This is a genomic window from Salmonella sp. SAL-020 (assembly GCF_017372215.1).
GTDB classification, from domain to species: Bacteria; Pseudomonadota; Gammaproteobacteria; order Enterobacterales; family Enterobacteriaceae; genus Salmonella; species Salmonella enterica.
This window is the reverse complement of sequence record NZ_CP071690.1, coordinates 3,212,023-3,227,624: the sequence shown is the minus strand read 5'-3', so window position 1 is coordinate 3,227,624 and position 15,602 is coordinate 3,212,023. Positions and strand designations below refer to the sequence as shown.

Sequence of the window (15,602 nt, the reverse complement as noted above, 5' to 3'; positions counted from 1 at the left end):
ATATGGACAAGGAAGAACAATATTTACTTTTTGCGCTCTCCACGCCGATGGAGGTGCTATATATCGGCAATGAGCCTTCGCATACCTCTCCAGCAATGTATACCGGAATTCCTGCTGTCGATCTCTCCGATTCATGGGGGATTGATAACCGTGAAGATCTTATTCAAACCATCTATCGGATGACGGACGATGGTCATGCGGCAGATTTGGCTCCCTTTTATATCCGCTGGTTTACGCTATCTCCTCGTCAATGGCGCGAATTTACCGCGCAGTTTGGCGAGCAGGGCCAGATTTATGCGCGATTTGTTGCCGAAACCGCACTATGCTGCGGGCGCGGAGGCATTAAAGCCTGGGACTATGTGCGTATGGGGTTTTTATGCCGGATGGGGGTGTTGAATCAATGGCTGACGGAAGAGGAAAGCCTGTGGCTGCAATCGCGTATCTATGCGCGGGCGTACTATTTTTACGACGGTTGGACGCAATATTTTGCCGCCTATTCGTTGGGTCGGCTGTACTGGCAGGCTAAAGGGGACACCATACAGGCATATTTCGCTCACCTAAAGTACGACGCTTCAGGCGCGCGGATGTTTAATGAACTGGCCTCTACGACAGAGAGTTATTATGCGCAGCTACCGTGGCGTCCGCTCAACGAACAACCGACATGCCCGGAAACGCTTAAAGGAGTGAGCGATTTATGAATATCTGTTGGGAAATCTTGGGCATTGAACCTACCACCGATCTGGAATGTATCCGTCAGGCTTATCTTGCCCTGTTGCCCTCATTCCACCCTGAGAGCGATCCGCAGGGTTTTAAGCGATTGCGCCAGGCCTATGAAGAAGCGCAGCACTGGGCCGCCTCGCCTGCGGAGGACGCAAAAACGGAAGAGGTGGGCGACGAACATGAAATACTGGTGGCGTTCAGGGAATTGCTGGCATCAGAGCGCGATCGCTTTCAGCCCTCGGCATGGCAGAAATTTATTCAGCAATTGAACCAGTGTTCAATGGATGAGATAGATAAGCTGCGCTGGCAGTTGTGCGACATCGCCATGAAAACAGAAACGATCTCGCTGTCTTGCCTGGCATTGTTGGCGCAGCGTCTGAACTGGCAGCCGCAGGAAGCAGAAGATGATGCTGATGGAGAAGAGCTGGAAGCATTTCTGGAGACCGTAAAGCGGGGCGATGCGTTTGATCTGCTAAGTCTGGCCAAATTGCCTCTTGTTGTTCAAGACCAAACTGACGCCTACTTTTTTAAGCTTGAGCGTATCTGGCGCTTTTATCCCGAACATTTTGCCGACGCTCTGCAGGTTCAGGGAGCCTGGATAATTCCCGATGATAAACAGCTGCATCGTAAACTATTACACTGGTTTAGCGCCGAGCAGTGGGGCATGGCGGAACTGGTCGATATTGCTCGTCGCTGGCAGGCCGCGGAGCCGGATAACGAAGATGCGCACTATTACCTGTGCAAACAGCGTTTGCTCTGCGGTGAAGGGGAAAGCCTGTTGGCCGACCTTTGCGATTTCTGGCAGCGTTATCCCTCCACGCAGGCGGACGACCTGTTGCTGGGCTGGTGCCGCCAGCATCGGCCTGATTTCTTCCCGCTGGCGGTGATGGCGGTCGAAGCGCGCTGTATGGCGGATGCCGAATATGTCCCCGGTGAAAGCGCGCGCACGCGTTTACTGTGGGCCGACATTTTGCACAGCGGTAGGTTATCACCGCTGGGGCGTTCATTTGTTGACTCCCTGTTTTATAAGCGAAAAGCGATGGCGTGGGCAAATTCACGGCTGAGTACCCAGGGGGAACCCGAAACGCCGCTGTTGGATCTGTACCGGACGGCGGAGCAGGTGGTGCTGGAAGCGTTTCCCAAAGAAAAGCCCTTTTTTCGCCTGCTGATCCGGCTGGAGGAGGGGCAATCCTGTCCGCTGGAGGCGCTGATAACGCAGGCATTGTCATCTAAAATCGCCATGAAGCCAGGCGATATTCGTGACAAAAAGGAGCTGGCGGAAGAGCTCAGGCTGGCGGCTGAGAAAGAAGAGACAAAATTGTCTTCTGAAGCGAAAACCGAAGCACCCCGTCAGGCGGAATCTGGCGGGGTGATGAAAATCATGAAGATTGTCGGTTTGATCGCGTTGATTGTCTGCGCGTTAAATCGATTCTTCCATTTTTTCTGAACAGGGGTAGTGAAAGCGCCGTTACGGCGCTTTCGGCTCGTCAATACCCAGATATTCACAGGCGCGACGGCGTACGTCATCGACACGCTGCATATCATTAGACAGCAGGGCCGCGTCGAAATCGGTAATAATCTCCCCCAGCATTTCGCGCTCATCGCCTAACGCGCGTGACCACTGCTCCTCTAACTGTGCTTTAAACGTCCGGTTAATCAGCATATCGCGGGGATAAATTTTCAGCGCCAGCAGCCGCTCGCGGCTGGCGTCGATTTGCTGCGTCGTCAGTGAGGTGGCATTGTGACTGATGATTCTGGATTCACTCTTGCCGTCTTCCAGCAGCACGTCAACTTCCAGCAGACCATTAATATCGTAGCTAAAACGAATATCAATGGCCTGAATGTGCCCGTTCGGCTTCAGCATGACGTCAAAAGAATCAATCAGGATATTATTTTTCACCTTATGGCTTTCGCCCTGGTATACCCTGACGCAAATAGAGTCCTGCTCAGGGTGCATGGTGGAGTACGTTTCCACTTTTGACACCGGAACGGTGGTATTGCGTTCAATGATGGGCGAGAAAATACCAGGCACTCCCTGTCGGTTGACTTCCACGCCCAGCGAGTAGGGGCAGATATCCGTGAGGATCACCTCTTCAACGTCTTCATGGCGCAGGCGACAGGCGGCCTGAGTTGCGGCGCCAAGCGCCACGATGGTGCTGGGATCGTAACTTTGATAGGGCAATTTACCGAATAAGCGCACCGCGATGCGTTGCACCAGCGGCATCTGTGACGCGCCGCCGACCAGCACCAGGCTGTCAATTTGCTCCGGTTTGAGTCGGGAGTCGCGCAGCGCCTGCTCAATGGGCGTGCGCAGCCGGTTGAGCAACGGTAGCCACAGGGCTTCCAGCTCATCGTCATAAAACGTGCTTTCCAGAATGCTCTCCTGATAAAGCCAGCTCATGCGCAGCGGGGAGCTGCTGGCGCATTTTGCGGCTTCAACACAGGCATACAGCGCAGCCAGATCGCTATCCGTCAGCGCTGATTTATCGAGGTTCCAGCGTTTCAGCACTTCATCAAGCAACAAATGCGTGAAATCTTCGCCGCCGAGGTAGTTATCGCCAGCGGAGGCGTGAACTTCGATAATCGGCGTAGCGTATTCCAGAACGGTCACATCAAAGGTTCCGCCCCCCAGATCGAAAACCAGCGAACGGCTATTTTGCTGCGTATGCAGGCCATAAGCCATTGCCGCCGCCGTGGGTTCATTGATCAAGCGCACGGCGTTTAACCCCGCAAGCTCAGCGGCAAGGCGTGTATGCTTACGCTGCTCATCGCTGAAATAAGCCGGAACCGAGATCACGACATCCTTGATTGGCTGCTGAAGGTAGTCTTCCGCATCTTCTTTCAGCGAGCGTAAAACCAGCGAAGATAATTCCGGCGCATTAAACGACTCTTCACCCAAATGCCAGTGAGTATTACTGCCCATTGCGCGTTTAAATAAGGCAGCGGTTTTATCTGGATGAGATGTTTTACGAGCTGCGGCAGGTTTTCCCACCAGAATTTGCTTATTTTCATCCATACTAATTATGGATGGTGTTAAATATTCACCAAATTTATTAGGTATTAATTGTGCGGCTCCGTCTTGCCAGACGGCGATTAAACTATTAGTGGTGCCGAGATCGATACCAATCGCTAACGTTGCATTATCCATTGCGTTTAATTTATCGGGAAAGAGAGTTTATAGAATAAAGAACACCACCCTCTGGCGTGGTGATCTTTATCAATGTCACGCCTGGCGAAAGTATTCATCCATAATGTTCGTCAACTCCGGGCGCTCGCCGTCATCATTGATGGCGAAATCGAGGAAAAAAGCATCGGCCTGTGGCGTGCGTTTCTGGGCCAGTAAACGAAACGCCAGCGGGTAGTGGCAAGCATAATCGGGGGTGCGAGTCAGAAAACGGACAAAATCAATCAACAAGGGGGAATGGGTATAAAACAGCGCGCGTAACAATACGGCGGGAAATCCCTCTTCGGTGATCCCTTGCGCCATGATTTTGTTGAGGCCGGCCTCGCTCAGATCGCCTGCGGCAATAATGTCTGTGCAGGCCGCAAGATTGGGATAATTCGCCGCGCAGTTAGCCAATGCGTTCGGCCAGTTGACGCGGGTATAACGTTCGTCATGGCGAGTAAAGTAATCCTCCCAAAGGGATGGCGGTAGTTTTTCGTACTGTATTTTCAGGGGGATGCGGCGCTGAAACTGGGCTTCTTCCAGGCGCTCGCCGTCATAAAATCGCAGGTATTGCTGTCGCGTCTCGTAGCATGTCATCGCCACCGGCTGGCTGATGACCCAGGTCTTCACGGGCCGGCCTTCCAGCGCGGCGGCGGTGGCTTTATGGTGACCATCAAGCAGGACGCAAAGCCAGGTGTCATTCATATACCAGGCCAGCGCGTGGCTCTCTGGCTTATCGCGGTAATACCCGGCGCGTTGTGGGTTAAATCGCGATGGGGACTAGCCTGGCAGTAAAAAACAGGGTTCGCCGGACTGATAGTGATAGTCCACGTCAGCAATCCACTGCCCTGTGGTCGCGGGATTCGGTTGTTTTTCGTTACCCACCGCCCAGAAAAAATGCCCGTTGCCATCCGTCGGATAAAGTTCGCGTTCTTCCAGCCGGTAATAGCCATCGGCAAAGAGTGAAAACAGCGGCGTCAGGGCGGTAAATGCTTCGTTCAACCCGACTCCTGTCTGATTCCACTCGGCAAGTGAGGATAAAAACTGCGCGGCGCCTTCATCATCATTGCTAAAACCGGCATAAACAAATTCTGCGCAGGTTGGGCACCAGGCTTCAGTGTAAAAACGAATCAGCGGCGAGCCATGCCAGGAGAGCGTATGAATACCGGCGTCAGAGTCGGGAGCGTGGATAACGCAGGGACGAAGCAATGCTTTTCCGTTACGTACTGAAAACGTTATATGGGCTACATCGTGCTGTAGCAGGCTGATTTCAGGTCTATTGTTACGCCAAAACATCGCTGTTCATCCCTGGATTCTACTTTGCGCTTTATGCGTAGTATTGCAGCCGCTCCGCCAGCAAATCGACAAATCCCTGGCGGTCTACATCCACCATCACCGTCGCATTCGGCTTATTCCCCGTCAGGAAATAATAATCCACCACCGTCATCCCCTGGGTGTATTTCCCCTTGGTTTCCACGCCGACCCAACGCTCAACGGTGGTGAAAATCTCGGGCTTGAGCAGCCAGGCGATGGTGCACGGGTCGTGCAGCGGTGCGCCGACAAATCCCCATTTTTCGTCTTTGTGGTACTCCATAAAGAAGTCCAGCAGTTCGGCGACGATGGTGGAAATCGGGTTACCGATGGCGCGAAAGCGTTCGATATCGGCGGCGTGAATCTGTGCCTTATGAGTGACGTCCAGCCCGGCCATCACCACCGGAATGCCTGACTGGAAGACAATTTCTGCCGCTTCCGGGTCGACGTAAATATTAAATTCCGCAGCGGGCGTCCAGTTACCCAGCGCCATCGCGCCGCCCATGATCACAATGCGGGCGATTTTCGTATGCAGTTCCGGATGGCTATTCAGCAGCAGCGCCACGTTGGTCTGTGGGCCAGTGGAGACGATGGTGACCGGTTGTGCGCTCTCGCGCAGCGTTTTTGCCATCAGCTCAACGGCAGTGCCGCTTTGCGGGGCGAATGACGGCTCGGGCAGCGCCGGGCCGTTGAGGCCGCTTTCGCCGTGAACGTTATCGGCGATAATCAGTTCGCGCATGAGAGGTTTCACCGCGCCGCCCGCCACCGGAATATCCGGGCGTTTGAGCAGTGTCAGCATCCGCAGCACGTTGCGCAGGGTCTTCTCCGGCGTCTGGTTACCGGCGGAAGAGGTGATCGCTTTCACTTCCAGTTCAGGGGAGGCGAGGGCGAGAACGAGGGCGATCGCGTCATCATGACCCGGATCGCAATCAATAATAATGGGCAGTGCCATTGTGGCTCCTTGTAAGCGGTACTTTGTGACAAGGTTAACGCCCGGCTGGATACGTTTCGAGAAGCGAAGCGGTAAAGCGTGAGATAGCGCGCACTCTGACGTGCGCGCCGGGAAGATTAGTGCAGGATTTTCGCAAGGAAGTCTTTTGCGCGATCGGAACTGGGGTTAGCGAAGAACTCCTCTTTTGGCGAATCTTCGACGATTTTACCTTCATCCATAAAGATCACCCGGTTAGCCACTTTACGGGCAAAGCCCATTTCGTGCGTCACCACCATCATGGTCATCCCTTCGTTCGCCAGCTCGACCATCACGTCCAGTACCTCGTTGATCATTTCCGGATCGAGCGCGGAAGTCGGTTCATCGAATAACATGGCAATGGGGTCCATACATAGCGCGCGGGCGATCGCCACGCGCTGCTGCTGACCGCCGGAAAGCTGCGCCGGGAACTTGTTGGCATGCGCAGACAGGCCAACGCGCTCCAGCAGCTTCAGGCCTTTATCGCGGGCGGCGGCCTTATCGCGTTTCAGCACTTTCACCTGCGCCAGCGTCAGGTTTTCGATGATCGACAGGTGGGGAAACAGCTCGAAGTGCTGGAATACCATGCCCACGCGGGAACGCAGTTTCGCCAGATCGGTTTTTTTGTCGTTCACAATAATGCCGTTAACGGTAATTTCGCCTTTTTGCACCGGTTCCAGACCGTTGACGGTCTTAATTAGCGTGGATTTACCGGAACCCGATGGCCCGCAGACTACCACCACCTCACCTTTTTTCACTTCTGTTGAACAATCGGTCAGCACCTGAAAGTGACCATACCATTTTGAAACATTTTTCAGGGTAATCATTAAACTGTCCTTTTCTTCAAATAGCTGACCAGCAACGACGCGCTCAGGCTGATAACAAAATAAACGGCGCCGGCGAACAGAATCATTTCGACCTGAGTACCGTCACGCTCGCCGATAGTCGACGCGGTGCGGAAGAAGTCCGCCAGGCTGAGTACATAAACTAAAGAGGTGTCCTGAAATAGCACGATGCCCTGCGTAAGCAACAGCGGCACCATCGCCCGAAACGCCTGCGGCAGAATAATGAGCTTCATCGACTGCCAGTGGGTCATCCCCAGCGCCAGCGCGGCGCTGGACTGCCCGCGGGAAATACTTTGAATACCGGCGCGAATAATCTCGGAATAGTAGGCCGCTTCAAACATGGAGAATGCCACCATCGCGGAGATCAGGCGGATATCGGTTTTCGGCGATAGTCCCAGCACGTTTTGCAGAAAGCCGGGTACAATCAGATAGAACCACAGCAAGACCATGACCAACGGGATGGAACGGAAAACGTTAACATACGCTTTAGCAAACCAGGCGATAGGAGCAAAGCTTGAGAGGCGCATGACGGCCAGAATGGTTCCCCAGACTATCCCCACGACAACGGCGGTGACGGTGATCTTCAGCGTGATGACCAACCCGGCCAGCAGGTAAGGCAGTGAGGGGATAATCGAACTCCAGTCAAATTCGTACATTATTTGCTCCCCACGTTGCCCGGCAGGCGGACTTTGCGTTCAACCAGGCTCATGACCAGCATGATAACGGCGTTAATCAGCACATAGGCCAGCGTAATGGCGGTGAAGGATTCCCAGGCGTGCGCCGAGTAATCCAACAGTTTGCCTGCCTGCGCCGCCATATCCACCAGGCCGATGGTTGAGGCAATAGCCGAGTTTTTCACCAGGTTCATCATCTCTGACGTCATTGGCGGCACGATAACGCGATAGGCATTCGGGAGCAGGACATAGCGATAAGCCTGCGGCAGCGTTAGCCCCATCGCCAACGCCGCGTTCTTCTGCCCGCGAGGCAGAGACTGAATCGCGGCGCGCACCTGTTCGCAAACGCGGGCGGCGGTAAACAGTCCCAGACAGATCATTGAGGAGAGGAAAAACTGAATATTGGGATCGAGTTCCGCCTTAAACCACATGCCAAGATCTTCCGGCAACAGTTCAGGCACCACCAGGTACCAGGTGAAGAATTGCACGATCAGCGGCACGTTACGGAACAGTTCTACGTACAACGTGCCCAGTCCGGAGAGGAAACGGTTGGGAACGGTACGTAAAATGCCGAAAATAGATCCTACCAGGAAAGCGATAATCCAGGCGGTAATCGAAAGGGCTACGGTGACCTGAAAACCACTCCATAGCCAGCCGAGATAGGTGGTATTGCCGAAGGGGGCTTCCTGTAAAAAAATACCCCAGTTCCAGTCTATTGACATACATCTACTCCGAAAAAAAAGGGTAGCAGCGCTACCCTCGAAGATTGTTGCCCGGCGATTTGCGGCTTCAGGCCCGATGGGGAACGACCATCAGGCTTATAGTCTGTCCGTGCTGAGCGACAATCGAGAGGACAGGAGTCCCGTCCCATTTAGTTTTAGTTAGTTAAGCGCTTTATCATTCGGTGCTTTGAACAGGGCTTTCATCTCGTCAGACAACTCGAAATTCATGTTCAGGTTTTTCGGTGGGATCGGATTTTTAAACCACTTATCAAACCACTTTTCCGCTTCGCCGGAGGTTTGCGCCTGAGCGATGGTATCGTCCATCAGCTTTTTAAACTCAGGGTCGTTTTTACGCAGCATACAGCCGTAGGCTTCCTGGGACTGCGGTTTACCGACAATCTCCCAGTTATCCGGTTTCTTGGCTTTGGCGCGCTCGCCGGCCAGCAGCGCGTCATCCATCATAAAGGCGACGGCGCGACCGCTTTCCAGGGTGCGGAACGAGTCACCGTGGTCTTTCGCGCTAATAATACGCATCCCCATCTTTTGCTCTTCGTTAAGCTTATGCAGCAGAATTTCAGAGGTCGTCCCGGAGGTGACGACGACCGCTTTGCCTTTCAGATCCGGGAAATCTTTAATATCGCCGCCTTTTTTAGTCAGCAGTCGCGTCCCGACGACGAAAATCGTATCGGAGAAAGCGGCCTGTTTCTGGCGCTCAAGGTTGTTAGTCGTTGAACCACATTCAAAATCGAAGGTTCCGTTTTGCAACAGCGGAATACGGTTTTGCGAGGTGATCGGGATCAGCTTCACCTGCAGATCGGGCTTGTTAAGTTTCTTTTTTACCGCTTCCACAATGGCGTTGGAGTAGTCCTGGGAATAGCCGACCACTTTCTGCTGGTTGTCGTAATAAGAAAAGGGCACAGAAGATTCGCGATGCCCGACGACGATCACGCCATTTTTAGCGATCCTGTCCAGGGTGCTACCAGCGGCAGGCGCGCCATCTTCTGCGTGCGCAAGGCCCGCAGACAGTCCCATGACCAGCATTGCTGTGGTTAGCTTACGTAATTGCATATCCAACTCCTTTATCATCTGCGCCGTCGACGCATTGATAGCTATTGTGATGTTGTTATTGCCTGCAACTTGCGCGTGCAGTGTTATGTGTGTTTGTTAACATTTAGTGTGGCTTGTTGTAAATATTTTGCTGCGATATTGTTTATTTTTGCGAAGTGCGCCGCACCGTTCAGAGGCAAAAATCCTACATTGCACCGTTCAGGTGCTACCGATGATCGATTTTGGTGCGACCAGGTTGCACAAGCAGCCAGAACAGGTTTGCCATGTTTAACAAAGCAATAGACGTGCCAGAATGGGGGAAAAAGGAGGATTTTCAGGCCGGATAAATGAAGCGCTATCCGGCCTGGGGAGAGATTATTTCCGTCGTTGTCGCAGACTCATCACTACCGCGCCAAAAGCAAACAGCGCGGTCAGTACCCATAGCGGCCAGTTGCCGGTACGGGCATAGGGAGTTAACCCCGTGGTTGGCGTGACATTGGTGGTCAGTACCTGGCGTGTGAACTGCGGGATCATCGCCTGAATCTCGCCCTGAGGGCCAATCACCGCCGTAATACCGTTATTAGTACTGCGCAGCAACGGACGCGCCAGCTCCAGCGAACGCATCCGCGCCATCTGGAAATGTTGCCACGGGCCAATGGACTTACCAAACCAGGCGTCGTTAGAAATCGTCAGCAGATAGTCGGTGTCCGGGCGGAAGTTATCCCGCACCTGTTCGCCAAGAATAATTTCATAACAGATTGCCGCCGTCAGCTTATAGTCGTGCGCATGTAACTGCGGCTGGATATAAGGGCCGCGGCTAAAGGAGGACATGGGCAGATCGAAGAACGGCGCCAGCGGACGCAGGATAGACTCCAGCGGAACGAACTCGCCAAAGGGTACAAGGTGATTTTTATTGTAGCGATTGGGCGAGTCATAACTGTATGGATTATCCTTGCCCAACGTAATAATCGTATTGTAGGTGTCGTATCGATTCTGTTTATTGAGACGCGCATCGACAATACCGGTGATCAGCGTGCTATTTTTTTCGCGTAACATCTCGTCCAGCGAACGAAGGAAGGGCTGCTGATTGATTTCGAGATCCGGAATCGCCGACTCAGGCCAGATAATAATCTGTGATTTGCCTAACTCTGGGCGGGTTTCGTTGAGATAAATTTTTAGCGTATTCAGTAGCTGGTTTTCGTCCCACTTCAGCGACTGCGGAATATCGCCCTGCACCAGCGATACCTGGGTCGCTTTGGCCGGTTCCAGCGTAAACCACTGGATATAACGTAGCGGAAAGGGCAAAGCAAACAGAATCACGGCGACAGCCAGCGGACGCCAGTTCCGCGTCGCCAGTGCCAGCGCTAACAGGCCGCTGACCATCATCAGCAGGAAGTTGATCGCTTCGACGCCCATTACCGGCGCCAGGCCTTTTAGCGGGCCGTCGACCTGACTATAGCCAAATTGCAGCCAGGGGAAGCCGGTCAGCACCCAGCCGCGTAAAAATTCGGTGATTTGCCATATTGCAGGCGCGGCGATAGCGACGCGCAGCCAGTTGGTTTTTGGCCACAGGCGCGACAAAATCCCGGCAAACAGTCCGGTATACAGCGAGAGATAAGCTGCAAGCAGCACCACCAGAAAAACGTTAACCGGGCCCGGCATGCCGCCAAACTGCGCGATACTGACATAAACCCAGTTAATCCCGCTACCGAAAAGTCCGAGTCCCCAGCAATAGCCGATGGCGGCAGACTGGAGCGGGCGGCGATTAAACGTTAAGGCCTGCAGCCCGATAAGCGACACTATCGCTGCGGGCCAGACGTCATACGGAGAGAAAGCCAGTGTTCCGCAGGCGCCGAATAATAACGCCAGCAGCAGGCGAATACGCTGGCGTTCAATTAACGAGGCAAATGCCATTTTTAGTCCACTATTGCTGTTATTCGTCCAGTTTTGGCTGGGGCGAGTCATCCGGGATCCTGACATGCACCTGAATAATACGACGACTATCGGCCATCGCCACTTTGAACTGGTAACCATCAATGTCAATGGTTTCGCCGCGGGCCGGTAAATGGCCGAACGCCTGCATCACCAGCCCGCCGATGGTATCGACCTCTTCATCGCTGAAGTGGGTGCCGAAAGCGTCATTGAAGTCTTCAATCGACGCCAGCGCGCGAATCGTCCAGGTATGGCGGCTAAGCTGACGGAAGTCGATATCGTCTTCTTCGTCATACTCATCTTCAATTTCACCGACAATCAGTTCGAGGATGTCTTCGATAGTCACAAGGCCGGAAACGCCGCCAAACTCATCGATAACGATGGCCATATGGTAGCGCTGGGAGCGGAATTCCTTGAGCATACGGTCAACCCGTTTGCTTTCCGGTACGACAACCGCGGTGCGTAACACTTTGTCCATGCTGAAGGCTTCGGCATCGCTGCGCATAAACGGCAGCAAATCTTTGGCCATCAGAATCCCTTCAATGTGATCTTTATCTTCGCTGATCACCGGAAAACGCGAGTGGGCGGACTCGATGATAACATCGAGACATTCGTCCAGCGTCTGGTTGCGTTTCAGGGTAATCATCTGGGAGCGCGGGATCATAATATCGCGAACGCGCTGGTCGGCGATGTCCATTACGCCTTCGAGCATATCGCGCGTATCTTCATCGATAAGCTCGTTCTGCCCGGAATCACGGATCAGCGCCAGCAACTCATCACGGTTTTTAGGTTCACCGTGGAAAAGCTGGCTGAGTAGCAGGGAAAAAAATCCCTTTTTACTGTTTACTGTGTCACTACTGTGTGAATTGTCGTCGCTCATGGCGTCGTATGGGTTCTCATGTTAGTTAATACAAAGCTCGTCATGCGTATACTCAGCTGTGACGGCATGTTTTGCCTGATGGCGCTACGCTTATCAGGGCTACAAAAGGCATGAATGTAGGCCGGATAAGGCGCAAGCGCCGCCATCCGGCAAGCTACTATTCTGCAATCTTCTCGGCAATGTACGGATCCTCATAGCCCATAGCAAGCATAATCTCCGTTTCGAGAGACTCCATCTCTTCCGCTTCGTCATCGTCGATATGATCGTAACCCAGCAAATGCAGGCTACCGTGCACGACCATGTGCGCCCAGTGCGCTTCCAGCGGCTTGCTCTGTTCCTGCGCTTCCTGCTCCACGACCTGACGGCAAATAATCAGATCGCCCAGTAGCGGCATTTCAATACCGGGGGGCGCTTCAAACGGGAAGGAGAGAACATTAGTGGGTTTATCTTTCCCGCGGTACGTCAGATTAAGGTCGTGGCTTTCGGTCTCATCCACCAGACGGATTGTGACTTCCGCCTCTTCCTGAAACTGCGGAATAACGCCGTCCAGCCAGCGTTGAAACTGAGCTTCATCCGGCAGGCCCGCGTGGTTTTCACAGGCCAACTGTAAATCGAGGATCACCTGGCTCATTTCTGTTCCTGCTCCTGGGCTTCACGCTTACGCTCCGCCGCCAACGCCGCTTTGCGTTTTTGTTCTGCCTCTTCCCAGGCTTCATAGGCGTTCACAATGCGGGCAACGACCGGATGGCGCACCACGTCTTCGCTGTGGAAGAAGTTAAAGCTGATTTCATCGACTTCCGCCAGCACTTCAATAGCATGACGCAAGCCGGATTTGGTGTTGCGTGGCAGGTCAATCTGCGTCACGTCGCCGGTGATCACCGCTTTCGAGTTAAAGCCGATACGTGTCAGGAACATCTTCATCTGTTCGATAGTGGTGTTCTGGCTTTCATCCAGAATGATAAAGGCGTCGTTTAATGTGCGTCCGCGCATATAGGCCAGCGGCGCGACTTCAATCACATTGCGTTCAATCAGCTTCTCGACTTTTTCAAAGCCGAGCATTTCGAACAGCGCGTCATACAGCGGACGCAGGTACGGGTCCACCTTCTGACTTAAATCGCCTGGCAGAAAGCCGAGTTTTTCGCCCGCTTCCACCGCCGGACGGGTCAGTAGAATACGGCGAATCTCCTGGCGCTCCAGGGCGTCTACCGCAGCGGCGACCGCAAGATACGTTTTACCGGTACCCGCCGGGCCGACGCCAAAGGTAATATCATGATCGAGAATATTGGCGATGTACTGCGCCTGGTTCGGGGTACGCGGTTTAATCACGCCGCGCTTGGTTTTGATATTGATCGCTTTGCCATAGTCAGGCACGCTTTCCGCGCTCTGTTCCAGCACCCGCGCTTCTTTGATCGCCAGATGAATTTGTTCCGGTTCGATATCCTGAGTCTGGCCGCGCATCGGTGCGGTATCGACATACAGACTTCGCAAAATATCTGTCGCCGCGGTCACGCAAATCGGACGACCGGTCAGTTTAAAGTGATTGTCACGGCGGTTGATTTCAATACCGAGACGACGTTCGAGCTGTTTAATATTGTCATCAAACGGCCCGCAAAGGCTCAACAGACGGGCGTTGTCTGCGGGCTCAAGGGTAATTTCGCGAGTGTCTATATTCAAACTGTTCCTCTTGTGTCTGTATCGCCGGACGCTGAACATTTACCGGCATCTAAGGAAATTATTCACGCCATAGGGAAAAGGCGCAAGCATTGCAATGAAGATGGGGATGAAGAGGGAAAATTGCAAGGCCCGTCGGGCGACAGGCCATGACCAGGAAGCCCGACAGGCGTAGCGCCATCGGGCATTATTGCCTTTCCTGCAGGATTAAGGCTGGTAGAATCCTACGCCCAGCTCATTTTCTTTACGGGTACGGGCAATGACGGACTCCGGTGTTTCGGCGACGCGCAGACCCATTTCATCTTCGGTACGCACCACTTTTCCGCGCAGGGAGTTCGGATAGACGTCAGTAATTTCCACATCGACAAACTTACCAATCATCTCCGGCGTGCCTTCAAAGTTCACCACCCGATTGTTTTCGGTACGGCCAGACAGTTCCATAATGTTTTTACGTGACGTGCCTTCCACCAGAATGCGCTGTGTCGTGCCGAGCATACGGCGGCTCCATGCCATCGCCTGCTGATTGATACGCTCTTGCAGAATATACAGACGCTGCTTCTTCTCTTCTTCCGGTACGTCATCAACCATATCGGCAGCCGGCGTTCCCGGACGCGCAGAGAAGATAAAGCTGTAGCTCATATCAAAGTTGACGTCAGCGATAAGCTTCATGGTTTTTTCGAAATCATCGTTAGTTTCGCCAGGGAAACCGACGATAAAGTCAGAGCTTATCTGAATGTCCGGCCGAGCCGCGCGCAGTTTACGGATGATTGCTTTATATTCCAGCGCAGTGTGGGTGCGCCCCATCAGATTCAACACGCGATCGGAACCGCTCTGTACCGGCAGATGCAGGAAACTGACCAGCTCCGGCGTATCGCGGTACACCTCGATAATATCGTCGGTGAACTCAATCGGATGGCTGGTGGTAAAGCGAATACGGTCAATGCCGTCGATGGCGGCAACCAGACGCAGCAGATCGGCAAAGGTACCGGTGGTGCCGTCGTAGTTTTCTCCGCGCCAGGCGTTAACGTTCTGGCCCAGCAGGTTGACCTCACGCACGCCCTGCGCCGCTAACTGGGCGATTTCGAACAGGATATCGTCTGAGGGACGGCTGACTTCTTCACCGCGGGTATACGGTACCACACAGTAAGTACAATATTTATTGCAGCCTTCCATGATAGAAACGAAAGCGGTCGGGCCTTCTGCGCGCGGTTCCGGCAAACGGTCGAACTTCTCGATTTCCGGGAAGCTGATATCGACCACCGGGCTGCGGTCGCCACGCACGGAGTTAATCATCTCCGGCAGGCGGTGTAAGGTTTGCGGGCCAAAAATAATGTCCACGTAATGGGCGCGTTGACGAATGTGCTCGCCTTCCTGGGAAGCCACGCAGCCGCCGACGCCAATAATCAGATCGGGATTTTTCTCTTTTAACAGTCTCCAGCGACCTAATTGATGGAAGACTTTTTCCTGAGCCTTCTCGCGGATTGAGCAGGTATTCAACAGCAGCACATCCGCCTCTTCCGCCACGTCGGTCAGTTGATAGCCGTGGGTGGCGTCCAGCAGATCGGCCATCTTCGATGAATCGTACTCGTTCATCTGACAGCCCCAGGTTTTAATATGGAGTTTTTTAGTCATCGACTTGCTCTTGCGAAATAGTGGCTGAAAAGCAG

The 15,602-nt window shown here is 53.5% G+C and carries 13 protein-coding genes and 1 pseudogene; 2 read left to right on the top strand and 12 right to left on the bottom strand.

Translation table 11 applies throughout. The features are described 5' to 3' along the window. Positions 1-2 precede the first annotated feature (2 nt). Together J1G48_RS15840 and J1G48_RS15835 are read left to right on the top strand one after the other, a co-directional pair. The gene (locus J1G48_RS15840) at positions 3-698 is read left to right on the top strand and encodes a DUF1266 domain-containing protein (RefSeq protein ID WP_000356624.1); all 696 of its coding nucleotides are present in this window, start codon (positions 3-5) and stop codon (positions 696-698) included. Then, the gene (locus tag J1G48_RS15835; protein ID WP_001017760.1) at positions 695-2,167 is read left to right on the top strand and encodes a J domain-containing protein; all 1,473 of its coding nucleotides are present in this window, start codon (positions 695-697) and stop codon (positions 2,165-2,167) included. Before J1G48_RS15840 ends, J1G48_RS15835 begins: the two co-directional genes overlap by 4 nt. Before the next feature lie 21 nt (positions 2,168-2,188). Here the strand turns inward: J1G48_RS15835 and J1G48_RS15830 are convergent, their stop codons facing one another. The 12 genes and pseudogenes from J1G48_RS15830 to miaB form a co-directional block, all read right to left on the bottom strand. Further along, on the bottom strand, positions 2,189-3,868 hold the full coding sequence (locus J1G48_RS15830) for a molecular chaperone HscC (protein WP_001713999.1): 1,680 nt from the start codon (positions 3,866-3,868) through the stop codon (positions 2,189-2,191). Between the two features lie 75 nt (positions 3,869-3,943). Then, positions 3,944-5,182 (bottom strand): annotated as a pseudogene (locus J1G48_RS23395) (hypothetical protein). Between the two features lie 31 nt (positions 5,183-5,213). Continuing rightward, complete coding sequence (gene rihA / locus J1G48_RS15815; protein ID WP_001207439.1) at positions 5,214-6,149, bottom strand: pyrimidine-specific ribonucleoside hydrolase RihA; 936 nt, start codon at positions 6,147-6,149, stop codon at positions 5,214-5,216. A 116-nt stretch (positions 6,150-6,265) separates the two neighbouring features. Then, entirely contained in the window at positions 6,266-6,991 is a 726-nt protein-coding gene (gene gltL, locus J1G48_RS15810) for a glutamate/aspartate ABC transporter ATP-binding protein GltL (protein ID WP_000631369.1), read from the bottom strand. Continuing rightward, positions 6,991-7,665: a glutamate/aspartate ABC transporter permease GltK gene (gene gltK, locus J1G48_RS15805; RefSeq protein WP_000272799.1), complete on the bottom strand. Its 675-nt coding sequence runs from the start codon at positions 7,663-7,665 to the stop codon at positions 6,991-6,993. Before gltK ends, gltL begins: the two co-directional genes overlap by 1 nt. Beyond that, the gene (gene gltJ / locus J1G48_RS15800; RefSeq protein WP_000020930.1) at positions 7,665-8,405 is read right to left on the bottom strand and encodes a glutamate/aspartate ABC transporter permease GltJ; all 741 of its coding nucleotides are present in this window, start codon (positions 8,403-8,405) and stop codon (positions 7,665-7,667) included. Before gltJ ends, gltK begins: the two co-directional genes overlap by 1 nt. 159 nt (positions 8,406-8,564) lie before the next feature. Continuing rightward, entirely contained in the window at positions 8,565-9,473 is a 909-nt protein-coding gene (locus J1G48_RS15795; RefSeq protein ID WP_001676690.1) for an amino acid ABC transporter substrate-binding protein, read from the bottom strand. A gap of 354 nt (positions 9,474-9,827) precedes the next feature. Further along, a complete protein-coding gene (gene lnt / locus J1G48_RS15790; protein WP_001575804.1) occupies positions 9,828-11,366 on the bottom strand; it encodes an apolipoprotein N-acyltransferase in 1,539 nt (512 codons plus the stop codon). 19 nt (positions 11,367-11,385) lie between these two features. After that, the gene (gene corC / locus J1G48_RS15785; RefSeq protein ID WP_001278615.1) at positions 11,386-12,264 is read right to left on the bottom strand and encodes a CNNM family magnesium/cobalt transport protein CorC; all 879 of its coding nucleotides are present in this window, start codon (positions 12,262-12,264) and stop codon (positions 11,386-11,388) included. A 157-nt stretch (positions 12,265-12,421) separates the two neighbouring features. After that, complete coding sequence (ybeY, locus tag J1G48_RS15780) at positions 12,422-12,895, bottom strand: rRNA maturation RNase YbeY (protein ID WP_000084480.1); 474 nt, start codon at positions 12,893-12,895, stop codon at positions 12,422-12,424. Next, entirely contained in the window at positions 12,892-13,938 is a 1,047-nt protein-coding gene (locus tag J1G48_RS15775) for a PhoH family protein (RefSeq protein ID WP_001018045.1), read from the bottom strand. Before J1G48_RS15775 ends, ybeY begins: the two co-directional genes overlap by 4 nt. 204 nt (positions 13,939-14,142) lie before the next feature. Continuing rightward, positions 14,143-15,567, bottom strand: coding sequence for a tRNA (N6-isopentenyl adenosine(37)-C2)-methylthiotransferase MiaB (gene miaB, locus J1G48_RS15770; protein WP_001575805.1), 1,425 nt, complete (start codon positions 15,565-15,567; stop codon positions 14,143-14,145). Positions 15,568-15,602 lie beyond the last annotated feature (35 nt).